Origin of the sequence: Comamonas brasiliensis, from assembly GCF_018292285.1 — a bacterium.
GTDB lineage: Bacteria > Pseudomonadota > Gammaproteobacteria > Burkholderiales > Burkholderiaceae_C > Comamonas > Comamonas brasiliensis.
Genome location: NZ_JAANES010000001.1, coordinates 812174 through 832010, shown reverse-complemented (window position 1 = coordinate 832010; position 19837 = coordinate 812174). Strand labels below are relative to the sequence as shown.

General features: G+C 65.2%; 18 protein-coding genes and 1 riboswitch. Of the genes, 16 read left to right on the top strand and 2 right to left on the bottom strand.

The window, feature by feature from the left end; all coding sequences use genetic code 11:
• Positions 1–8 precede the first annotated feature (8 nt).
• The 10 genes from DJFAAGMI_RS03760 to cobJ all read left to right on the top strand — a co-directional run bounded on the left by DJFAAGMI_RS03760 (position 9) and on the right by cobJ (position 12766).
• Entirely contained in the window at positions 9–1058 is a 1050-nt protein-coding gene (locus tag DJFAAGMI_RS03760; protein WP_249333757.1) for an ABC transporter substrate-binding protein, read from the top strand.
• A complete protein-coding gene (locus DJFAAGMI_RS03755; protein ID WP_211455993.1) occupies positions 1055–1876 on the top strand; it encodes a (2Fe-2S) ferredoxin domain-containing protein in 822 nt (273 codons plus the stop codon). Before DJFAAGMI_RS03760 ends, DJFAAGMI_RS03755 begins: the two co-directional genes overlap by 4 nt.
• Positions 1877–1909: 33 nt before the next feature.
• Positions 1910–2956 carry a cobalamin biosynthesis protein CobW gene (gene cobW / locus DJFAAGMI_RS03750; RefSeq protein ID WP_211455992.1) on the top strand — a complete coding sequence of 349 codons (1047 nt, stop codon included), beginning with the start codon at positions 1910–1912 and terminating at the stop codon, positions 2954–2956.
• Between the two features lie 62 nt (positions 2957–3018).
• Positions 3019–6843 carry a cobaltochelatase subunit CobN gene (gene cobN, locus DJFAAGMI_RS03745; protein ID WP_211455991.1) on the top strand — a complete coding sequence of 1275 codons (3825 nt, stop codon included), beginning with the start codon at positions 3019–3021 and terminating at the stop codon, positions 6841–6843.
• Entirely contained in the window at positions 6840–8042 is a 1203-nt protein-coding gene (locus DJFAAGMI_RS03740; RefSeq protein WP_211455990.1) for a magnesium chelatase ATPase subunit I, read from the top strand. The genes cobN and DJFAAGMI_RS03740 overlap by 4 nt, the downstream gene beginning before the upstream one ends.
• 77 nt (positions 8043–8119) lie before the next feature.
• Complete coding sequence (locus DJFAAGMI_RS03735) at positions 8120–8707, top strand: vWA domain-containing protein (protein WP_211455989.1); 588 nt, start codon at positions 8120–8122, stop codon at positions 8705–8707.
• A gap of 171 nt (positions 8708–8878) precedes the next feature.
• Positions 8879–9117, top strand: a riboswitch (cobalamin riboswitch).
• Positions 9118–9246: 129 nt separating this feature from the next.
• Entirely contained in the window at positions 9247–10587 is a 1341-nt protein-coding gene (locus DJFAAGMI_RS03730) for a nitrite reductase (RefSeq protein WP_211455988.1), read from the top strand.
• Positions 10571–11200 carry a precorrin-8X methylmutase gene (locus DJFAAGMI_RS03725; RefSeq protein ID WP_149355778.1) on the top strand — a complete coding sequence of 210 codons (630 nt, stop codon included), beginning with the start codon at positions 10571–10573 and terminating at the stop codon, positions 11198–11200. Before DJFAAGMI_RS03730 ends, DJFAAGMI_RS03725 begins: the two co-directional genes overlap by 17 nt.
• Before the next feature lie 11 nt (positions 11201–11211).
• Positions 11212–11952 carry a precorrin-2 C(20)-methyltransferase gene (cobI, locus tag DJFAAGMI_RS03720; RefSeq protein ID WP_043004173.1) on the top strand — a complete coding sequence of 247 codons (741 nt, stop codon included), beginning with the start codon at positions 11212–11214 and terminating at the stop codon, positions 11950–11952.
• A 25-nt stretch (positions 11953–11977) separates the two neighbouring features.
• A complete protein-coding gene (gene cobJ, locus DJFAAGMI_RS03715) occupies positions 11978–12766 on the top strand; it encodes a precorrin-3B C(17)-methyltransferase (RefSeq protein ID WP_211455987.1) in 789 nt (262 codons plus the stop codon).
• A gap of 31 nt (positions 12767–12797) precedes the next feature.
• Here the strand turns inward: cobJ and DJFAAGMI_RS03710 are convergent, their stop codons facing one another.
• Positions 12798–13553, bottom strand: coding sequence for a cobalt-precorrin-6A reductase (locus tag DJFAAGMI_RS03710; protein ID WP_211455986.1), 756 nt, complete (start codon positions 13551–13553; stop codon positions 12798–12800).
• Here DJFAAGMI_RS03710 and cbiT point away from each other — a divergent pair.
• Genes cbiT through cobF form a run of 4 tightly spaced genes read left to right on the top strand, consistent with a single transcriptional unit; the run spans position 13546 to position 16731 of the window.
• The gene (cbiT, locus tag DJFAAGMI_RS03705; RefSeq protein ID WP_211455985.1) at positions 13546–14742 is read left to right on the top strand and encodes a precorrin-6Y C5,15-methyltransferase (decarboxylating) subunit CbiT; all 1197 of its coding nucleotides are present in this window, start codon (positions 13546–13548) and stop codon (positions 14740–14742) included. The genes DJFAAGMI_RS03710 and cbiT overlap by 8 nt on opposite strands.
• A complete protein-coding gene (locus DJFAAGMI_RS03700) occupies positions 14739–15182 on the top strand; it encodes a cobalamin biosynthesis protein (protein WP_211455984.1) in 444 nt (147 codons plus the stop codon). The genes cbiT and DJFAAGMI_RS03700 overlap by 4 nt, the downstream gene beginning before the upstream one ends.
• The gene (gene cobM, locus DJFAAGMI_RS03695) at positions 15179–15973 is read left to right on the top strand and encodes a precorrin-4 C(11)-methyltransferase (RefSeq protein WP_211455983.1); all 795 of its coding nucleotides are present in this window, start codon (positions 15179–15181) and stop codon (positions 15971–15973) included. Before DJFAAGMI_RS03700 ends, cobM begins: the two co-directional genes overlap by 4 nt.
• Positions 15973–16731: a precorrin-6A synthase (deacetylating) gene (gene cobF, locus DJFAAGMI_RS03690; RefSeq protein ID WP_211455982.1), complete on the top strand. Its 759-nt coding sequence runs from the start codon at positions 15973–15975 to the stop codon at positions 16729–16731. The genes cobM and cobF overlap by 1 nt, the downstream gene beginning before the upstream one ends.
• A 118-nt stretch (positions 16732–16849) precedes the next feature.
• On the opposite strand, the gene DJFAAGMI_RS03685 is transcribed toward cobF, so the two are convergent.
• Positions 16850–17857, bottom strand: a complete 1008-nt coding sequence (locus DJFAAGMI_RS03685) for a LysR family transcriptional regulator (protein ID WP_211455981.1) — start codon at positions 17855–17857, stop codon at positions 16850–16852.
• A gap of 499 nt (positions 17858–18356) precedes the next feature.
• Between DJFAAGMI_RS03685 and DJFAAGMI_RS03680 the strand changes: the two genes are divergently transcribed.
• Both DJFAAGMI_RS03680 and DJFAAGMI_RS03675 read left to right on the top strand, forming a co-directional pair.
• On the top strand, positions 18357–18833 hold the full coding sequence (locus DJFAAGMI_RS03680; RefSeq protein ID WP_211455980.1) for a sigma-70 family RNA polymerase sigma factor: 477 nt from the start codon (positions 18357–18359) through the stop codon (positions 18831–18833).
• On the top strand, positions 18830–19795 hold the full coding sequence (locus DJFAAGMI_RS03675) for a FecR domain-containing protein (protein WP_211455979.1): 966 nt from the start codon (positions 18830–18832) through the stop codon (positions 19793–19795). Before DJFAAGMI_RS03680 ends, DJFAAGMI_RS03675 begins: the two co-directional genes overlap by 4 nt.
• Positions 19796–19837 lie beyond the last annotated feature (42 nt).

Here is a 19837-nt window from a genome sequence, read left to right as displayed (position 1 = left end):
CTGTTGCCATGCAAGCTATTGGCTTGAATCGTCCCTGCGGCTCGGCGCTGCTGGCAGCATCGCTGCTGCTGGCCGGTTGCGGCAAAGCACCCGAGCCGCAGGCGGTTGCGGTGCCGATGCGCCAGCATCAGCCAGCGCTGGAGTTGCCGGTGTGCGGGCAGACGGTGCGCTATGACAAGGTTCCCCAGCGCGCCGTCACCCATGACGTCAACATCACCGAGAGCTTTCTCTATCTCGGTCTGGGCCGGCGCCTGGTCGGCTACTCGGGCATCCCTTCCAGCAAGGAGATCAGCCCCCAGCTTAAGCCCTGGCTGCAGCGTCTGCCCGATCTTTCATCCCAGGGCATGAACCTGGAGGTATTGCTGGGCGCCGAAGCCGACTTTGTCTTTGGCGGCTGGAGCTATGGCTTTCGCCAAGGTGCCGTGACCCCGGAGCGCCTGGCCAGCCACGGGATCGCCTCCTATGTGCTGTCCGAGTCCTGCATCCGCGTGCAAAAGCGCGAGCGCATCGCACTGGACGATGCATTGCTGGACATGGAGAACATCAGCCGCATCTTTGGCGTCCTCCCGCAGACCCAGCCACGCATAGACAAACTGCGGGCCTCCCAGGCCCAGCTGCGCCAGCAGATGCAAGGCAACCGCACGCTGCCGCGCGTCTTTGTCTACGACAGCGGCCAGGAGATTCCCGTCACCGTCGGTCACTTCGGCATGCCACAAGCCATGCTGGACGAAGCTGGAGCCAGCAATATCTTTGCAGACCTGAGCCAGAACTGGCAGCGCGGCAACTGGGAAGACGTGATCGAGCGCGACCCCGAGTGGATCGTGATCATTGACTACGGCCAACCCGACGCCCAGGGCAAGATCGAGTTCCTGCTGCAAAAAAAGGAACTTGAGGCGGTTTCCGCCATTCGCAATCGCCGGTTCTTCGTGATGAGCTATGCCGAAGCCACACCCGGCCCGCGCAATATCGAAGCCGCACAGCGTCTGGCTGCTGCCTTGCACCCCGAGCGCAAGATCAGCGTCCAGCGCGTGGAGTTTTCTGCAGGAGAGCTGCCGTGAACAAGCATCTCCCCAGCTCCCGACCTGCCGACCTCAAGCAGGCCGCAGCTCCTTCGCTGGCCATCATCTTGCTCAGCCGGGGCGGCGCCTATACCGCAGGCCTGACGGAGCTCAGCGATCTGGCCGCGCGGCTGGAGACCGCCATGGGGGCCTCAGGCCAGCCTGTGCAGCAGGTGACCACGGCCTATGTGGACCGCGCCCAGCCCACGCTGGGCGAGGCGCTGGACCTGTGTGCCGAGGCACGCAGCATTCTGATCCTGCCCGTGATGGTGCCTGACGAAGCCTCGCTGCGCCGCTGGCTGCACAAGCTCATCATGCGCTGGCGTGCAGCACGTGATTCCTCACAGCCCTCTCCGCGTCTGGTATTTGGTCAGCCGCTGCTGCAGCTACCCGGGCTGACCGAGTTGCTGGCCCGGTCCGTGGAAGATGCACTGCGCCAGCCCGATGTGCCCGAGGTGCTGGGCGACGATCCATGGGAGCACGACCCCAAGGGCTGGTCGCTGGTGCCCGAGCACCGCCAGCATGTGCTGTGGTGCGTGGGCCCGCGCTGCGCGGCCAAGGGAGCGCTGCAGCTATGGCCCACACTGACGCGAACGATACGTGAAACCCCGGGACTGAAAAACCGGCTGCAACCGCTGCAGACCGGCTGCCAGTACCCCTGCAACCATGGCCCGTTGATGATCGTCTACCCCGACGGCGTCTGGTACGGTCCCATGGATGCCGACAATCTGGCGTCCACGCTCACAGGCCATGTGCTTGATGCGCGCGTCAACCCGCAATGCCATGTCCACGGACCGGCTGTCCTCGAACGCTCCTGATTTCTCTTGCTTTCCTCCACCGGAGATAGATCCATGCAAACCACCAAGATTCCCGCCACCATCGTCACCGGCTTTCTCGGCAGCGGCAAGACCACCTTGATGCGCCATATCCTCGAGCAGGCCAAGGGGCTGCGCGTGGCCGTCATCGTCAACGAGTTCGGCGAACTGGGCATTGACGGCGAAATCCTCAAGACCTGCGCCATAGGCTGCCAGGAGGAAGGCGGCGCCGACGGTCAAATCTACGAGCTGGCCAACGGCTGCATGTGCTGCACCGTGCAGGAAGAGTTCTTCCCCGTCATGAAGGCCCTGGCCGAGCGCCGCGCCGATATCGATGTGCTGCTGATCGAGACCAGCGGTCTGGCCTTGCCCAAGCCCCTGGTCCAGGCCTTCCAGTGGCCCGACATTGCCAATGTCTTCACCGTCGATTCCGTGGTCACCGTGGTCGACACGCCCGCTGCGGCCGCCGGCCAGTTTGCCCATGACCCGCATGCCGTCGACGAGCAGCGCCAGGCCGATCCCAATCTCGACCATGACGCCAGCCTGCACGAGCTGTTCGAGGACCAGCTCTCGGCCGCCGATCTGGTGGTGCTGTCCAAGGCCGATCTGGTCACGGCCGAACAACTCGGCCAGGTACGTGCCCTGGTGGCCGAAGAAGTACCGGCCAGCGTGAAGATGATCGAAGCCGTGCAGGGCCAGGTGCCGCTGAACGTGCTGCTGGGCCAGCATCGCGCCGCCGAGCTGTCGATCGACGACAAGCACAGCCACCATGACCATGACGAAGACCATGACCACGATGCCTTCGACTCCCTGCACCTGGACCTGGGTGCCGTGGACCGTGAGCGCCTGATGCGGGCCCTGCAGTCCATCGTGGAGCAGCATGGCGTACTGCGTGTCAAGGGCTTTGCCGCGCTGCCGGGCAAGAAGATGCGTCTGCTGGTGCAAGGCGTGGGTCGCCGCTTCGATGCCTATTTCGACCGTGCCTGGGCCGAGGGCGAAGCTGCAGCCACGCGCCTGGTGTTCATCGGCAAGCAGCTGGACGCCGCCGTGCTGCGCCAGGCCTTGCTGGGCGCACAGGCATAAATCCAAGCAAAATCAGCCTCAATCGCTTTACTGGCAAGCGAATAAAGCTATCTTTTTGAATCATGCACCTGCTCAGCTCCCGCCCTGGCGGCTTTGTCGAAGACGACAGCATCATCACCCGTCTGGACCAGACGCCTGCCGACATGGTGGTGCTCAGTTCCGCCGACACCACGCTGTCGCTGCTGGCCGATGCCTACCGGATGTGGCAGCAAGCCGAAACCGATGTCCCCACGCTGCGGCTCGCCAATCTGCTGCATCTGCGCCAGAGCGCCTCGCTCGATCTGTATATCGACGAGGTGCTGCAGCATGCCAGGCTGGTCATCGTCGACCATCTGGGAGCCGAGTCCACCTGGCCCTACGGCATTGAGCAGCTGCAAAAGCTGGCGCGCCGCAAGGGCCAGAAGCTGGCCATGTTCTCTGGCGACAACCAGGAAGATCCGGAACTGCTGGCCAAGGGCACGCTTGAGCCCGAGCAAAGCCGTGCGCTTTGGCAATATCTGCGCGCCGGTGGCCTGGGCAATGCGCGCGAGTTCCTGCGCATGGCGGCAGCCTGGGGCCTGAACCAGGGCCGCGAGGGCGCGCCAGTGCGAGTGCTGCCCCCCGTGGCCGTGCATGTGCCACAAAGCTGGCTGGCCGACGATGCAGGGCATCTTCCGGGCCTGGACGACCTGCAGGCGCGCTGGACCCAAGGCGCCCCCGTGGCGATGCTGGTGTTCTACCGCTCACATCTGCTGGCGGCCAATACCGAGGCCTTCGACCTCATGGCTGACGCCCTGCTCGCACGCGGCCTGAACCCGCTGCCGCTGGCCCTGGAGTCGCTCAAGGACGGGCTGTGCCTGCAGACGCTGCGCTCCCTGTGCCTCACCCACCAGGTGCAGATCATTCTCAACACCACGGCGTTTGCGGCCCTCGGAGAACATGCGCGCACCGGCGAGGCGGCCGATGCGCTGGCAGGCGACATTCCCGTGCTGCAGGTCATCGCCAGCGGCAGCAACCGCGAGGACTGGCTGGCTGACAGCCAGGGCCTGCGCCCGCGCGACATTGCCATGCAGGTGGTGCTGCCCGAGATGGACGGCCGCATCATGACGCGCGCCATGAGCTTCAAGGGCCTGGCCCATCGCTGCGAGCTGACGCAAGCCGATGTGATCAGCTACCAGGCCGAGCCCGACCGCATTGCCTGGATTGCCGAGTTGGCCTGGCGCTGGTGTCAGCTGCGCAGCAAGCCCGCAGTGCAGAAGAAAGCCGCGCTGATACTGGCCAACTACCCGGGCAGCGAAGCACGGATGGGCAGTGGCGTGGGCCTCGATACGCCGGAATCCGTCATCGCTCTGCTGGATCAGCTGGCACGCGACGGCTGGCAGCTGGGGGATGCTGCTGCGCGGCCCGACTCCGGTCTGGCTCTGATGGGCCTGCTACAGCAGGGCATTGCCAATGACCCGAAAAAATGGCCTCTGCGTCCCGCGAGCCAGGGCTATTCGCTGCAGGCCTATCAACAGCGCCTGGCAAAGCTGCCCGGCGATATGGCACAGGCCATAACCGAGCGCTGGGGTGCGCCCGAGCAGGACCCCATGCTGCGCGATGGCTGGTTCATGATTGCGGGCCTGCAGCTGGGCCATGTCTTTGTCGGCATACAGCCCGCACGTTCTCTCGACGGGCGCAATGACTACGCGAGCTACCACGACGCCGAGCTGGTGCCGCCCCATCACTATCTGGCGTTCTACTTCTGGCTGCGCGATGTATTCGGCGTGGACGCCATGGTCCATGTGGGCAAGCATGGCAACCTGGAATGGCTGCCGGGAAAGAGCCTGGCGCTGTCACAGCAATGCTGGCCCGATGCCATTCTCGGTCCGCTGCCGCATGTCTACCCCTTCATCGTCAACGACCCGGGCGAAGGGGCTCAGGCCAAGCGCCGCAGCCAGGCCGTCATCATCGACCATCTGATGCCGCCGCTCACGCGCGCCGAAAACCACGGCCCCATGCAGGAGCTGGAACGCCTGGTGGACGAATACTACGAAGCCCTGCTGGTCGATCTGCGCCGCTCCGGCATGCTGCGCAAGCAGATTCTGGACTGCGCCAGGCAGCAGGATCTGCTGCGCGAACTCGGCCTCGAAGCGGCAGGCGCGCAGCCCGATGCCGACGAGCAGCTGCTGGAACGCATCGATGCCTATCTGTGCGAACTCAAGGAAACACAGATCCGCGATGGCCTGCATATCTTCGGCCGCTCGCCCCAGGGCCAGCTGCGTGAATCGACCCTGCTGTCGCTGGCGCGCTACCCGGGCAGTGGTGGCAACGAGCAGGGCCTGCTCAACGCACTGGCCACCGACCTGCTGCCGGCCATGGACTGGAACCCGCTGGACATGGATGCCGCCGCGCCCTGGAACGGCCCGCGTCCGGCCCCGCTGCAGCAGCAGGACGCCGGTGCCTGGCGCCATGGCGGCGACACGCGCGAGCGGCTCGAGCTGCTGGCCCTGCAGGTCATTGCCCGGCCCGAGCTGGCCCGCGACTGGCCGCACACACTACAAGTGCTGACGCGCATAGAGCAGCAGATTGCACCGTCACTGGACGCCTGCGGCCCTCAGGAGCTGCTGCAGTTCTCGCGCGCACTGCGAGGATGCTTTGTCCCCCCCGGTCCCAGCGGCTCGCCCTCGCGCGGGCGCTGCGACACCTTGCCCACGGGTCGCAACTTCTACACCGTGGACACCCGCGCCATCCCCACCCAGACTGCCTGGGCGCTGGGGCAGCAGTCCGCTCAGCGCCTGCTGGAGCGTTATCTGCAGGAGCATGGCGAATATCCGCAAGCCATCGGTCTTTCCGTCTGGGGAACAGCCACCATGCGTACCGGCGGCGACGATATCGCCCAGGCCTTTGCCCTGATCGGGGTGCGCCCCAAATGGGCGGCCGGCAGCCAGCGCGTGACCGACTTCGAAATCATTCCCGCCGTGGGCCTGCGCCGCCCGCGCGTCGACGTGACGCTGCGCATCAGCGGCTTTTTCCGCGATGCCTTTCCCAACGTGGTGCAGATGTTCGATGCCGCGGTACGTGCCGTGGCCGAGCTGGATGAGGACGCCGAGGACAACCCTATCCGCGCCCGCATGTTGCGTGACACGCAAACCGCCATGGACCAGGGCCTGAGCGCCGACGCGGCCCGCGAGCAGGCGCTGTGGCGCGTCTTCGGAGCGCCCACCGGCAGCTACGGCGCCAGCATGCACGAGATGCTGCGTAGCGGCCAGTGGACCGATGCGGCCGACTTTGCACGCCACTACCTGCACTGGGGTGCCTATGCCTATGGCCAGCAGGCCGATGGCGTGCCCGCCCGCGCCGCTCTGGAGCGGCGTCTGCAAGCGTTGGACGTGGTGCTGCAGAATCAGGACAGCCGCGAGCATGACCTGCTGGACTCCAGCGAGTACTACCAGCATCAGGGCGGCATGGTGGCGGCCGTGCGGCACCTGGGCGGCAGCGACCCTGCCGTCTATCATGGCGACCACGGCAATCCTCAGTCTGCCAGGATTCGCTCCCTGGCCGAGGAGATCGGCCGCGTGGTACGCGCCCGCGTCACCAATCCCAAGTGGATTGCGGGCGCCATGCGCCACGGCTACAAGGGCGGCTTCGAGATGGCGGCCACGGTGGACTATCTGTTCGGCTTCGATGCCACCACCGCGCTGGTCTCGGACCAGCATTACGCCATGGTCACCCAGGCTTATGTGGAAGATGAGAGCGTGCGCCAGTTTCTGCGCCAGCACAATCCACAGGCGCTGGGCGATATCGTCTCGCGCCTGCTGGAAGCCATAGACCGTGGCATGTGGGAGCAGCCCGGCGAGCATCGCCAGAGCCTGCTGACCCAGATGCTGGAGCACGAAGAATTCATGGAAGGACAGGTTTCCCAATGAGCCCCAACCACGATCCGGTACCCGTATTCCCTCTCTCTGCCATACAGGGACAGCCCACCCTGGTGCAGGCTCTGCTGCTGGCCGCGATCGAGCCACAGCTGGGCGGCGTGCTCATCCGGGGACCGCGCGGCACTGCAAAGTCCACGGCAGCACGTGCGCTGGCGGATCTGCTGGCACCTGCACCTTTCGTCACCCTGCCGCTAGGTGCCTCCATCGAGCATGTGACCGGCAGCCTGGACCTTTCCAAAGCTCTGGCGGGCCATGAAGTGGCTTTTGCGCCGGGCCTGATCGCCAAGGCGCACGAAGGGGTTCTCTATGTCGATGAGATCAATCTGCTGCCCGATGCCATCGTCGATGTGCTGCTTGATGTGGCAGCCTCCGGCATCAATCGCATAGAGCGCGACGGGATCTCGCACAGCCATGCTGCACGCTTTGTGCTGGTCGGCACCATGAACCCCGAGGAAGGCATGCTGCGCCCGCAGTTGCTGGACCGCCTGGGCCTTTGTGTGCAATTGGACAATGCCCAGGACCCGCAGCTGCGCAGCAGCATCGTCAAGGCCAGGCTGCGCTTTGACCTGGACCCCCAGGGCTTTGTGCAATCCCATGCAGCCCACCAGCAGGAGATCCGCCAGCAGCTGGCGCAGGCCCGCAGCCGTTGCCGCAATGCCTCGGAACTGACCTGGAGCGATGCCGTCCACGAGGCCGTAGCCCTGCAGTGCATTGCCGCCCAGGTAGACGGACTGCGTGCCGACCTGGTCATGCTGCGCGCTGCACGCGCCCTGGCAGCCTGGCAAGGCAGTCACAGCATCACGCCAGCCCATGTGGCCGAAGTCGCTCCACTGGTACTGCAGCATCGCGCTGCGCAGCCAGACCCGGGCAGCGCCAGTCAGCCCCAGCAGACTCCCGCAGGCACACCTGCGGCCTTGCCCGCTGCGCCATCCGGCACGGACCGCAAAGACCGCACGGAGCCTGATATCCAGGCGTCAGCATCCCCTTCAGCGGCCTCCCGCGAGCCCGGCGCCACCGGCTCCTTGCCTCAAGACACCGGCCCGGGCCTCGAACAGCCGCCTGCCGGCTGGGGTCAGGCTCAAGCCGTGAGCAGCGTCGTCTTCGAGCCTCAACAGGCCGACGCCATGGCTCAAGCAGCCCTGGAGGCCCTGGCCGCAAAAAAAGCCCGGGCCTCCGGTCTGCTGCGCTGAGCGCCGGCCGGGGGCAAGTCGGCTCCGCCAACCAAGGCCTGGCCCTGGCCAGCCATGCCGTATCCAGCGCCCACAAGATGCCAGGGTCATCGATTGACTGGACTGGCACGCTGCGCCAGCGCCAGGGGCTGCCGCTGGCACCCGCCCATCTGCGCTGGCACCAGCCCGAGGGAACGGTGCGCAGGCAACACCTGTTCCTGCTGGACTGCTCGGCCTCCATGGTGGAGAGCGGCGCGTTCGCCCAGGCCAAGGGCCTGCTGCTGCAGTGGCTGCGCCGGGCCTATCTGCAGCGCGAATCCGTGGCCCTGCTGTGCTTCGGCGCAGGCCAGTTGCACTGGCTGCTGGAGCCCACGCGGGCGCCACGCTGGAATGCCGATCTGATCGAGCCGCTGCGCGGCGGTGGCGGCACGCCGCTGGCCCAGGCCCTGGAGTCAGGCTGGCAGATGGCGGCCAGATACTCCCGGCAACCATCCTGCCTGTGGCTGATCAGCGACTTCCGCAGCCCCGATGTGCTGCAACTGGAGCGCGGCCCCATACCTGCCCTGGCGCAGATTCTGGTGGACTGTGAAGCCGCTGCGGGCCAGAACAAGCGTCTGTTTGGTGGTGCCGAGAGGCTGACAAAGGCCTGGCCGAATACTCTTCGATTGCCGCTGAAATTCAACTAAGAATCGCCTCTGCCGCTTAACAGGCAAGCGCTAGCAGCTATCTATTTTGATAACCATCCAACAGGGCATCACACTGCCCCTGCTCGCCCTATCGATATTCAGTGACCGCACAGGCGGCAGGAAAGCGGCCGCCAGGCCGATGAATTGGGCCGTATGCACCAGGTTATCGCGTAAGATCGCGCCACCACAGGTGCCTCAAGGCGTGCTCTGCGCGCGGAGGTGAAACGAGAAGCAGGTGAATGGAATCCCCATCAATCCTGCACTGCACCCGCAACGGTAATCAGATATATGGCGATGCACGCTCTGGCCCACGGCCATGGCCGCCACTGCGAAAGCGGGAAGGCGCATCGACATGCCACCCTCAGGTGGGCTCTGTAAGTCCGGAGACCGGCCTGATGTGTACAAGGCGCAGCGGGATTGCATGTGGCTTGTGATATGCCAGCGCCTGCGTGCGGCTCATCACCTCTTCATTTCCCTCTGCACATTTTGTTTGTCTGGCCCGGGTATCGGCCAAACCGACCGTGGATGACCTATGTTGCATGGAATTTGCCAGTCAGATTTGTCCCAGCGGGCCGGCCGTGCCCTGGCCTCGTCGCCTGGAGCAGCGCTTGTCCAGCCCTGAGACCATTCAGATTCGCGGCTGGTGCCCCAGCACCTGGAAGCCCATGCAGGCACAGGACGGCTGGATCGTTCGCGTGCGCCCTCGCTGCGCGTCTCTCAGCGCCGCTCAGTGGCTGGTACTGGCCGAGCTCTCGCGAACCCACGCCTCGGGCCAGATCGAGCTGACGCGCCTCGGCAACCTGCAATTGCGCGGCGTGCACGAATCGGCGCTGCCTGCGTTGCGCGCGGCGCTCGTTGCCTCCAGGCTGGCCCCTGCCGATGAACAGACAGATCTGGCGCCTGCCGTGCATTGCACACCGTTCTATGCCAGAGGAGATCGCACCCATGCGCTGGCTCTGGCGCTTTGCGTGGCAGCGGCGCGTGATCTGACTCCCCTGGCCCTGCAACAGCAGGACATTCCGGCCCTGCCCGGCAAATTCGACATGCTGGTCGATGACCCGCAGTGCCATCTCCAGAGCCTGAGCTCCGATCTTCAGCTGTGGGCCTGTGCCGATGGGCGCTATGGACTTGCGCTGGGCCAATCGGCAGACTGGTACGGCTTCGAGAGCGCACCGGCAGCCGTCCAGGCCGCCATACGGATTGCCCTGTGGTTTGCCCGTGAGCGCAGCGCGCAGGCGGCAGGCCGATTGCGCGCCCTTGCAAAGCCCATCGACCTTCAGGCCTGCGGGCTCACCGGGGCCAGTCATCACCTTGAGCCCCGCACTCCGGACAATACCGCTTCCAGGCCGTTGCGGCCCGGAGCGCTCAACCCTCACGGCCTGCTGCTGGGCGCCCCGCTGGGGCGCCTGGACGCATGGGCCATACAGAAGCTGGCGGCTCTCATGCCCGAGCAGGCGGAGATCCGGGTCACGCCCTGGAAATCCTTGCTGCTGCCGAACAAGCACCTGGATTCACTGCCGGCCCGGCTCGATTCCTGGGACTGGATCCGCCAGTCCACGGATGTGCGCCTGCGGGTCTCGGCCTGCACCGGCGCCCCCAACTGCCCTCAGGCCCATATCCCGGCCCAGTCCATGGCCCTGCGGTTCGCCAGCTCACAGGCGGCGGACCGGCATCTTCATATCAGTGGTTGCGCCAAGCTCTGTGCCCTGCCTTCCGATGCGACAAATGTGGTGTTTGCCAGCCAGGACACAGCGGGCCAGATATGGCTTCACGCCAGCCCCGCCGAAGCACAGCCATCGGCCCAGGCCTCCATTCCCTATCGGCCTCTGGACTCCGATCCTCACGATATACAGCAACAACTCAATGACCTACAACTATGAAAAGTGCGGTGAAGAGATTTACCGGCAATCGTTCAGCATCATCCGCCGCGAGGCCGATCTCAAGCGCTTCAACCCCGTGGAAGAGCGGGTCGCCTGCCGCATGATTCACGCAGCCGGCATGGTGGAGCTGGCCGCGCACATCCATTTCTCCCCGACCTTTGCCGCAGCCGCAGAAGCCGCGCTGCAGCGCGGAGCACCGGTGCTCTGCGATGCACGCATGGTCAGCGAGGGCATCACGCGCAAGCGCCTGTCGGCCCAGAACCCCATCATCTGCACCCTGCAGGACCCGCGTGTGCCAGCGCTGGCCGCCGACATGGGCAATACCCGCAGCGCTGCAGCACTGGAGCTGTGGCGCGAGCATCTGGACGGTGCCGTGGTCGCCATCGGCAATGCGCCGACGGCCCTGTTTCATCTGCTCCATATGCTGCAGGACCCGGACTGCCCGCGCCCTGCCGCCATCGTCGGCTGCCCGGTGGGCTTTGTGGGAGCCGCGGAGTCCAAGGACGCGCTGCGCGAATGGGGACAGATTCCGTTTGCCATCGTGCAAGGGCGCCTCGGCGGCTCCGCCATCACGGTTGCCGCCATCAACGCGCTGGCAACCACGGTGGAGTAGGAAGAGTCACCATGAATCACGGAAAAATCTTCTGCGTGGGACTGGGTCCCGGCGATCCCGACATGATGAGCGTGAAGGCCGACCGCCTGCTGAGAAACGCCCGTCATGTGGCCTACTTCCGCAAGCGCGGCCACCCGGGCAAGGCGCGGCAGCTGGTCAATGGCCTGCTGCATGCCGAGGTCACGGAATACCCGATGGAGTATCCGCTGACGACGGAGATCCCACACGATGACCCGCGCTACATCGCCCAGCTGTCCAGTTTCTATCAGGACTGGCAGTCCAGGTTGACGGAGCTGACGCGCAGCGAGGATGTGATCGTGCTCTGCGAAGGCGATCCGTTCTTCTACGGCTCCTTCATGCACCTCTATGTGCGTCTGCGCCAAGCGGAACAGGTCACGGTGGAGGTGCTGCCAGGCATCCCCGGCATGGTGGGCTGCTGGCATGCCACCGGCATTCCCATGACCTGGGGTGACGATGTGATGAGCGTGCTGCCCGCGACCTTGCCCGATACGCCGCTGCGCGAGCATATGGCGCGCTCGGACGCGCTGGTCATCATGAAGGTGGGACGGCATCTGGGCCGCATCCGTGGGCTGCTGGACGAGCAAGGCAAGCTGGACCGTGCCTGGCTGGTCATCAACGGCACCATGAGCGATCAGCAGGTCATGCCGCTGCGCGATGCGCCCGAGCGCTGCCCTTACTTCGCCATCATCGTCGTGCACGGCCAGGGCCGCCGCCCGGCCAATGACATGTGATCGCGCTGACATGAGCAAGACCTCAATGCCTCCACAACTCCTGGTGCTGGGCCTGGGCCCGGGCGATGATGCCCTGCTGACGCAACAGGTTCGCGACAGCATTGCCAGCGCCAGCGATGCATTCGGCTACTTTCCCTACGTGGCGCGGCTGCAGGGCCTGGAGCACCTGCAACTGCATGCCAGCGACAACCGTGAGGAGCTGGAGCGTGCGCGCAACGCCCTGAATCTTGCAGCCCGGGGCCGCAAGGTGCTGATGCTCTCGTCGGGCGACCCGGGCGTGTTCGCCATGGCCAGTGCCGTATTCGAGACGCTGGAGCAGGCCAGCCCCGAGGAGCATGCCCGCTGGCAAGGCGTGGACGTGCAGGTGCAGCCGGGCATCACCGCCATGCTGGCAGCAGCAGCCCGCCTGGGCTCGCCCTTAGGGCATGATTTCTGCACCATCAATCTGTCCGACAACCTCAAACCCGCCAGCATCATCGAGCGCCGCATCCGCCTGGCCGCCCAGGCCGATTTCGCCATGGCCTTCTACAACCCCTGCTCGCGCTCGCGCCCCGATGGCTTCTCACGCGCCCTGCAGGTGCTGCAGCAGGAGTGCGAACCCGAGCGCCTGATCTGCTTCGCCCGCAATGTCAGCCGCCCCGATGAGACGCTGCGGGTCGTGAAGCTGCAGGATGCACGGGCCGATATGGCCGATATGCGCACGGTGGTGATCGCGGGCAACAGCCAGACCCGCCAGGTGGGCAAGCATGTCTACACCCCGCGCAGCTATGAGGCCTGCAGCAGCGCCCCTTCCATCGTGAGCGACCATGCCTGAGTACGCGCAAGGTCCTGTCGGGCAAAAGTGCTCAGCAACACTGCTGCTGCAGCCACTCCATGGCCTGTTGCGGGCTCTGGCACTGCGTGCGCGGCTTCAGCACCGGTCTGTCGACCATGATGACCGGAATGCCCAGTTGCCGTGCGGCCTCGATCTTGGCATAGGTATCTGCGCCACCGGCATTCTTGCTGACGATGCAATCGACGCGGTAGTGCCGGAGCAGCGCCAGCTCATCGGCGAGCCGAAACGGGCCGCGCGCCACGATCAGCTCATAGCTGGAAGCCGGCAACGGCAAGGCACCGCCCTCCTGGTCGATGACGCGCAGCACAAACTGGTGCTCGCCGGCCAGGCCCGCAAACGCCGCCAGCTGCTTGCGCCCTATGGCCAGAAACACCCGCTTCAAAGACCGACTCAAGGCCTGTGCGGCCGCCGCCATATCCGGCACATGCTGCCATTGGTCGCCAGGCTGCGCCTGCCAGGCGGGCCGCTCCATGGACAGCAAGGGCAGATCCAGTTGAGCGCAGGCTGCGATGGCATTGGCACTCATCTGTGCCGCGAACGGGTGGGTGGCGTCGATGACATGGGTGATGTGATGCGCACTCAGGTAATCGACCAACCCCTGCACGCCCCCAAAGCCGCCCACACGCACCGGCAGGGCCGGAGTACGGCGCGTCTGGGTGGCCCCGGCATAAGAATAGATGGCTTGCACCCCTGCCTCGTGCAGCAGCGTGGACAACATATAGGCATCGAAAGTGCCGCCTAACAGGAGAACTTGGGTCATGGCCAATCCGTGGCTTTCAATTATCGGAATTCATCCATCAGGGCTGGAAGGTCTGAGCCCTGCAGCACGACGAGCCCTGGATGATGCCAGTGTTGTGTTCGGCAGTCCGCGTCATCTGGCGCTGGCACAAGCAGGGCCGCGCGGCAAGGCCTGGCCCATCCCCTTCAGCGTCGAGCCCGTGCTGCAACTGCGTGGACAGCAAGGCGTGGCCGTGCTCGTGTCCGGCGATCCGTTTCACTTCGGTGCAGGGGCATCGCTGGCCAGGCACCTGGAGCTGGGCGAGTGGCGCAACTACCCTCAAGCCTCGACATTTTCCTGGGTTGCAGGCGAACTGGGCTGGTCCCAGGAGCGCACCCACTGTCTGGGCCTGCATGCCCGCAGCCTGAGCAGCCTGACGCCTCTGCTGGCGCCTCAAGAGCGCTTTATCTGCCTGTTGCGTGACGGCCCGGCCGCTCACACTCTGGCGCAGTGGCTGCTGCAGCAGGGCTGGGGCGACAGCCCGCTATGGCTGGTGGAGCAGGCAGGCAGCGATCAGCAGGACATCCGCAGTGGCACTGCGCGCGAGCTGGCCTCGCTATTGGCAACCCAGCCAGCCAAGGCCCCTGTGACTGCGGCTTTCGAAGCGCGCGGTGGAAAAGGTCTGTCCCAGGTGCCAGGCCTGTCCGTCAGTGAGTTTGCACATGACGGGCAGATCACCAAAAGCCCGGTGCGCGCCATGACGCTGGCAGCGCTGGCACCGCGAAAAGGCGAGTGCCTCTGGGATCTGGGTGCGGGCTCGGGCTCGGTCGCTGTCGAGTGGTGCCTGGCCGGCGGCCAGGCCATCTGCGTGGAGCAGCATGCCGCGCGTGCAGCCAATATTGCGCAGAACGCTGAGCGCTATGCGGCAGCGATCGAAGTGGTTCATGACCACGCCCTGGCAGCCCTGCCCCGTCTGCAGCCAGAGCCGCAGGCCGTCTTTGTCGGCGGAGGCTTCAGCGCCGAGCTGTTCAATGCCCTATGCATGCGCCTTTCCGGGCCTTGGCGGCTGGTGGTGAATGCCGTGGCACTGCACACCCAGGCGCTGCTGCTGGAACTGCACCGCACACACGGCGGCCAGCTGTATCAGTTGCAATGGAGCGAAGCACAGAGCCTGGGCAGCATGCATTCCTGGTCCCCGGCCCGCCCCCTGGTGCAGTGGGTCTGGAGCAGCCAATGAGACATCTGTTCGCGGGCTGGGGCTTTCAAGCCGGTGCTCTGCCTCAATCATTCGAAAGCTGCTGGAGCCAGGCCGCCCAGGCCCTGGCGAGCGCAGACACGGCCGGCTGTCGCTGGACCTTCGCCCTGCTCTCCAGCAGGAGCCAGACGCCGGCGGCTAGCGCTCTGCAGGACTGGGCCCGCCAGAGGCTTACGCAGATAGACTGGGAAAGCTTTGCCGACAGCGCGATTGCGCATATCGCCACGCCGTCGCATTCCCCAAGATTGCAGCAGCGCTTTTCCACCGGAAGCGTTGCAGAAGCCCTGGCCCTGCATGCCGGCGCTGCTCTGGCACACAGCCGGCTGCTGGTGCTACGCACCGTTTCGGCAGACCGACGGGCCACGCTGGCGATTGCCGGCCCGCCGCTGCCCACCTCATTGATCCCTGGAGTTTTGCCTTGACCGTTCATTTCATTGGAGCCGGCCCCGGTGCGGCCGACCTCATCACCGTTCGCGGGCGCGATCTGCTGGCCGCCGCGCCGGTGTGCCTGTATGCAGGCTCGCTGGTCCCCAGCGAGCTGCTGGCGCACTGCCCTGCCGGAGCCCGTCTCGTCAACACCGCCCCCATGTCGCTGCAGGACATCGTGGCCGAAATCCAGACCGCGCACGAGCAAGGTCTGGATGTGGCGCGCCTGCATTCCGGCGACCTGAGCATCTGGTCTGCCATGGGCGAGCAGCTGCGCGCCCTGCGCGAGCTGAACATCCCCTACACCGTCACTCCCGGCGTCCCGGCCTTCAGTGCCGCAGCCGCTGCGCTGGAAGCCGAGCTGACTCTGCCTGGCTCCTGCCAGTCGGTGGTGCTGACACGCACCTCGGGGCGGGCCTCAAGCATGCCCGAGGGCGAGACCCTGGCCGCCTTCGCGGCGACCGGTGCCGTGCTGGCGATTCATCTGTCGGTCCATGTGGCCGAGCAGGTGCAGCAGGAGCTCACCAGCCATTACGGCGCAGACTGCCCCGCCGCCATTGTCTGGCGTGCCTCATGGCCCGACGAGCAGCTGCTGCGTACCCGTGTCGGAGGTATTGCCAGCGCAGCCCGGTCCAATCCGCTGCAGCGCAGCGCGCTGATTCTGGTCGGTGCCACGCTGAGCCAGCAGGACTTCGGCAACAGCCGGCTCTATGCCGATGACTACGATCGCCGCTACCGTCCGCGCGGCGACGAACCGCGCTTCCCTCGCGGAACCGAGGGCGCCTGATGCTGGAGCTGTTTCTGATCGGCATCGGCACCGGCAACCCCGATCACCTCACCCGGGAAGCCGAAAAAGCGATTCGCAACGCCGACCTGGTTCTGCTGCCGCACAAGGAAGACAGCAAGGCCGAGCTGGCCCAGGTCCGTCTGTCGCTGCTGCAAAGCCTGGCCGTGGAAGAGAGCCGAATTGCTCACTTCGACATGCCCCAACGCCGCCAGCAGGGATCGGACTACGACCAGCAGGTGGACGAATGGCACGATGCCATTGCCCGGCGCTGGCAAGCCAGTCTTCAGCAACATCTGCCTGCTCGCTCGGGACGTGTGGCCCTGCTCGTCTGGGGCGATCCGGCCCTCTACGACAGCACGTTGCGCATTGCCTCGCGCCTGGGCCTGGCCCGCGAACAGGTGTGCGTCGTGCCCGGCATCACCTCCATGCAGGTGCTGTGCAGTGCCCACGGCATCGCTCTCAATGAAATCGGTGAACCCTTTCTGATCACCACCGGTCGCCAGCTACGCGAAAACGGCTGGCCATCCGGTGTGGACACCCTGGTCGTGATGCTGGATGGTCAACGCAGCTATGAGCAGCTGCAAGGCACCGATGTCGACATCTACTGGGGCGCCTATCTCGGCATGCCCCAGCAATTGCTCATGCATGGCAGGCTTTGCGACATCGCGCCAGACATCACCAGAAGACGCGCCCAGGCCCGTGAGCAAAACGGCTGGATCATGGACATCTATCTGCTGCGCAGGGCCTCCGCCCCCTGACCCAGGGTTGCCAAGTCACATCCGTTGCCTGGCAGTCACACCCGATCAGCGCGCGGAGCGCTTCATGTCTGCAAGGCCTCGATAGCCCGGGGCGTTCAGCCTGCTTGCCGGCAACCGTCTATGCGGATGCAGGTGCTGCGGCATGCGGCAGCTTGAGCCGATGCCAGAGCTTGAGCATCTCCTGCAGCAGCACTGGCGCATGGTCTGTGCGATACACCGCACCCAGCGGCGGCAAGCCGCCCTCGATACGCACATCCAGCGCACGCACACGCCCCTGCGAACGCAGTCCCGGAAGAATACTGCGAGGTACCAGCGATACGGCCCCAGGCTGGGTGAGCAGGCCCTCCAGCACGGGCAGAGACACGGTGGAGGCCGGAAACCAGGAGGCATCCTCCAGCACGGGCAGCACCTCGGTCTCCACGATATGGCGCACCGCGATGCCAAAGCTTGGCAGCACCCAGCGCGCGCCCCTCAAGGCAGGCAGCGGCACATCGCGACGCCCGACCAGCGGATGATCTGCATCCGCAATCACCACGGCCGCATCCAGCAGCAGCGGCTCGAAGGAAAACTCCACCGGCAAAAGCTGGGGCTGGCGACAGAACACCACATCGAGGCCCGAAGCCATCAGCTGCGACAGCAAGGGGGCGCTGCCGTCCTCGTGCACATCCACATAGACCTGCGGGTGGGCCTCGTAAAAGCGCGGCAGCAGCTGGGACAGCACCGAAAGCGCAGCTGCCGGAATGGCTCCAAGACGCAAAGCCGCCGAAGCCCCGCGTCGGATGGAGGCCAGCGATTCGGACACCTCCTGCAATCCCACCAGCATGCCGCGTGCTGCATCGATCAAGGCCTGGCCTGCCACTGTGGGCCGTATGCCGCGTGCATGGCGCTCGAAGAGCTTGATGTCCAGTACCCGCTCCAGCTCGGCCAGGGCCTGGGTAGCCGCCGACTGACTCATGTTCAGCTCGACTGCCGCCTGCATGACCGAGCCACATTGCTGCAAAGCCAGCAAAAGCTGCAACTGACGCAACCGTACCTGCTTGACCATACGGGAAAAGAGCAAGCGGCCCTCGGGGCTTGCAGCCCCTGCACCGGCTTGCTTCTGAGAAAAAGAAGAGTCAGCAGCCATGATTCCAACGGGTGTCAGATCGTTTCAACAAAGTTCGGCAAGCCTTGGAATCTCGCCAGCGCGAGCGCCAGACTCGCCCGCTCGCCGAAAGCAGGCCTCCTGCATCAAGCGTCGGAATGACCGTGAGTCGGATAGCTTGCACGCATCTGCCGGTGCATGCCCTCATGCCCGAGCGGTCGGAGGAAAAACCGCACCACCGCATTGTCGCGGCAATTGACCCGTCTGCTGGTGCTGCGTCATGACTTCTGACCCGTCAAGATACGCCGTCATACGCCGTGACATGCAAACTGGGCACTTGCAGTCCGGATCGAGGCGTATAGCAGCATTGCCGGTGAACGGCTTCGGGTGATCCCGGCCGGCCCCTGGAGAGCACGACCCTTGGAAAAACACCACTAAGTAAAAGCCAAAATGGAAATCCGGTCCACATGCAAGATAATGATAACCATTCTCAAAACATGACTCCGTGGCCTTTCTTGCTTGCTTATGCCACGCCTTTTCTGTGCATAGCCTCTACCAAGACCACCACCCCTGGCTGCAAAGCCTGCTGCGCAAGCGGCTTTCCAATCGAGAAGATGCGGCAGATCTGGCACAGGACACCTTTGTGCGCCTGTTGCGCTCCCCCATGCCGCAGGAGCAGATACGGGAACCACGGCGCTATCTGGCCACCATTGCAAAAGGCCTGGCCGCAGATCTGTTCCGCCGCCGCTCGCTGGAGCAGTCCTACCTCGACTATCTCGCCACGGTGCCGCCCGAATTCGCCCCGTCCACCGAGGAGCAGGCCATCATCCAGCAGACCTTGCTGGATGTGGACCGCATGCTGCAGGAACTTCCGCCCAAGGTTCGCGAGGCCTTCGTGCTGGCCCAGTTCGAGGAGCTGAGTTACCCCGAGATCGCCGAACGCCTGGGCATCTCGCTGCGCACGGTCAGCAACTATCTGACTCGCGCCATGGAACATTGCTGCCTGGTTCTTGCATGAGGCCCGTCGACGACATTGAACGCCTGGCCCTGCATGAAGCGGCCGCATGGCACGTGCGCCTGAGGGATCCATCGGCACCGGACAATGCCCGCCAAGCCTGGCAGCAGTGGCATGCGGCAGACCCTGCCCACCAGCGCGCCTGGCAGCGGGTTCAGTCCGTCAGCGCTCAACTCGCCACCCTGCCTCCCTCGCTGGCCAGCCAGGCCCTGGGCAAGCCTGCGAGCCGGACACGGCGCACGGTAATGAGAAGTCTGGTGATCGGCCTCGGGGCCGGCACCACTGCCTGGATGGGCTGGCAAGGCCTGCCCTGGCAGCAGTGGCAAGCCACCCATCGCACAGGCACGGGCGAGCGTCTGGACATCAGCTTGCCCGACGGCTCCCTGCTGGCGCTGGACACGTCCAGCAGCGTGGATGTGGACTTCAACGACCGCGAACGTCTGCTTCGCCTGCACAGCGGCCGCATATTGATCAGCACCCACCCCGACTCTCAGGGGCGTCCCTTCAGCGTCCAGACCCCCCAGGGCAGAGTCCTGGCACTGGGAACACGTTTCATGGTGCGCCTGGATGACAGTGGGCAAAGCCATGTTCAGGTGGAGGAAAAGGCGGTTCGCGTGCTCCCCGCAGCTGCAGACCCTCAGGAGCTGCGTGCAGGCGAGCAGACCTGGTTCACGGCCGACGCCACGCGATCCGCGACCAGGGCCGATCCATTCGGCACCAGCTGGCACGAAGGTGGAGTGGTGGCGGTGGACATTGCGCTGGGCGAGCTGATTGCCGAGCTGTCGCGCTACCGCAAGGGCTACCTGGGATGCTCACCTGAAGTCGCGCAGCTCAGGGTCTCGGGCGCCTTTCCCATCGATGACACAGACCGTGCCCTGGCTGCACTGATCAGCCGCTTTCCCCTGCAGCTGCGCAGCCATACGCGCTACTGGGTTCGCGTGGAGGCCCGCAATCCGCAGCCCTGAGTGCTGTTGATTTCAGAAAATAAAAACATAGCACCCATCCCT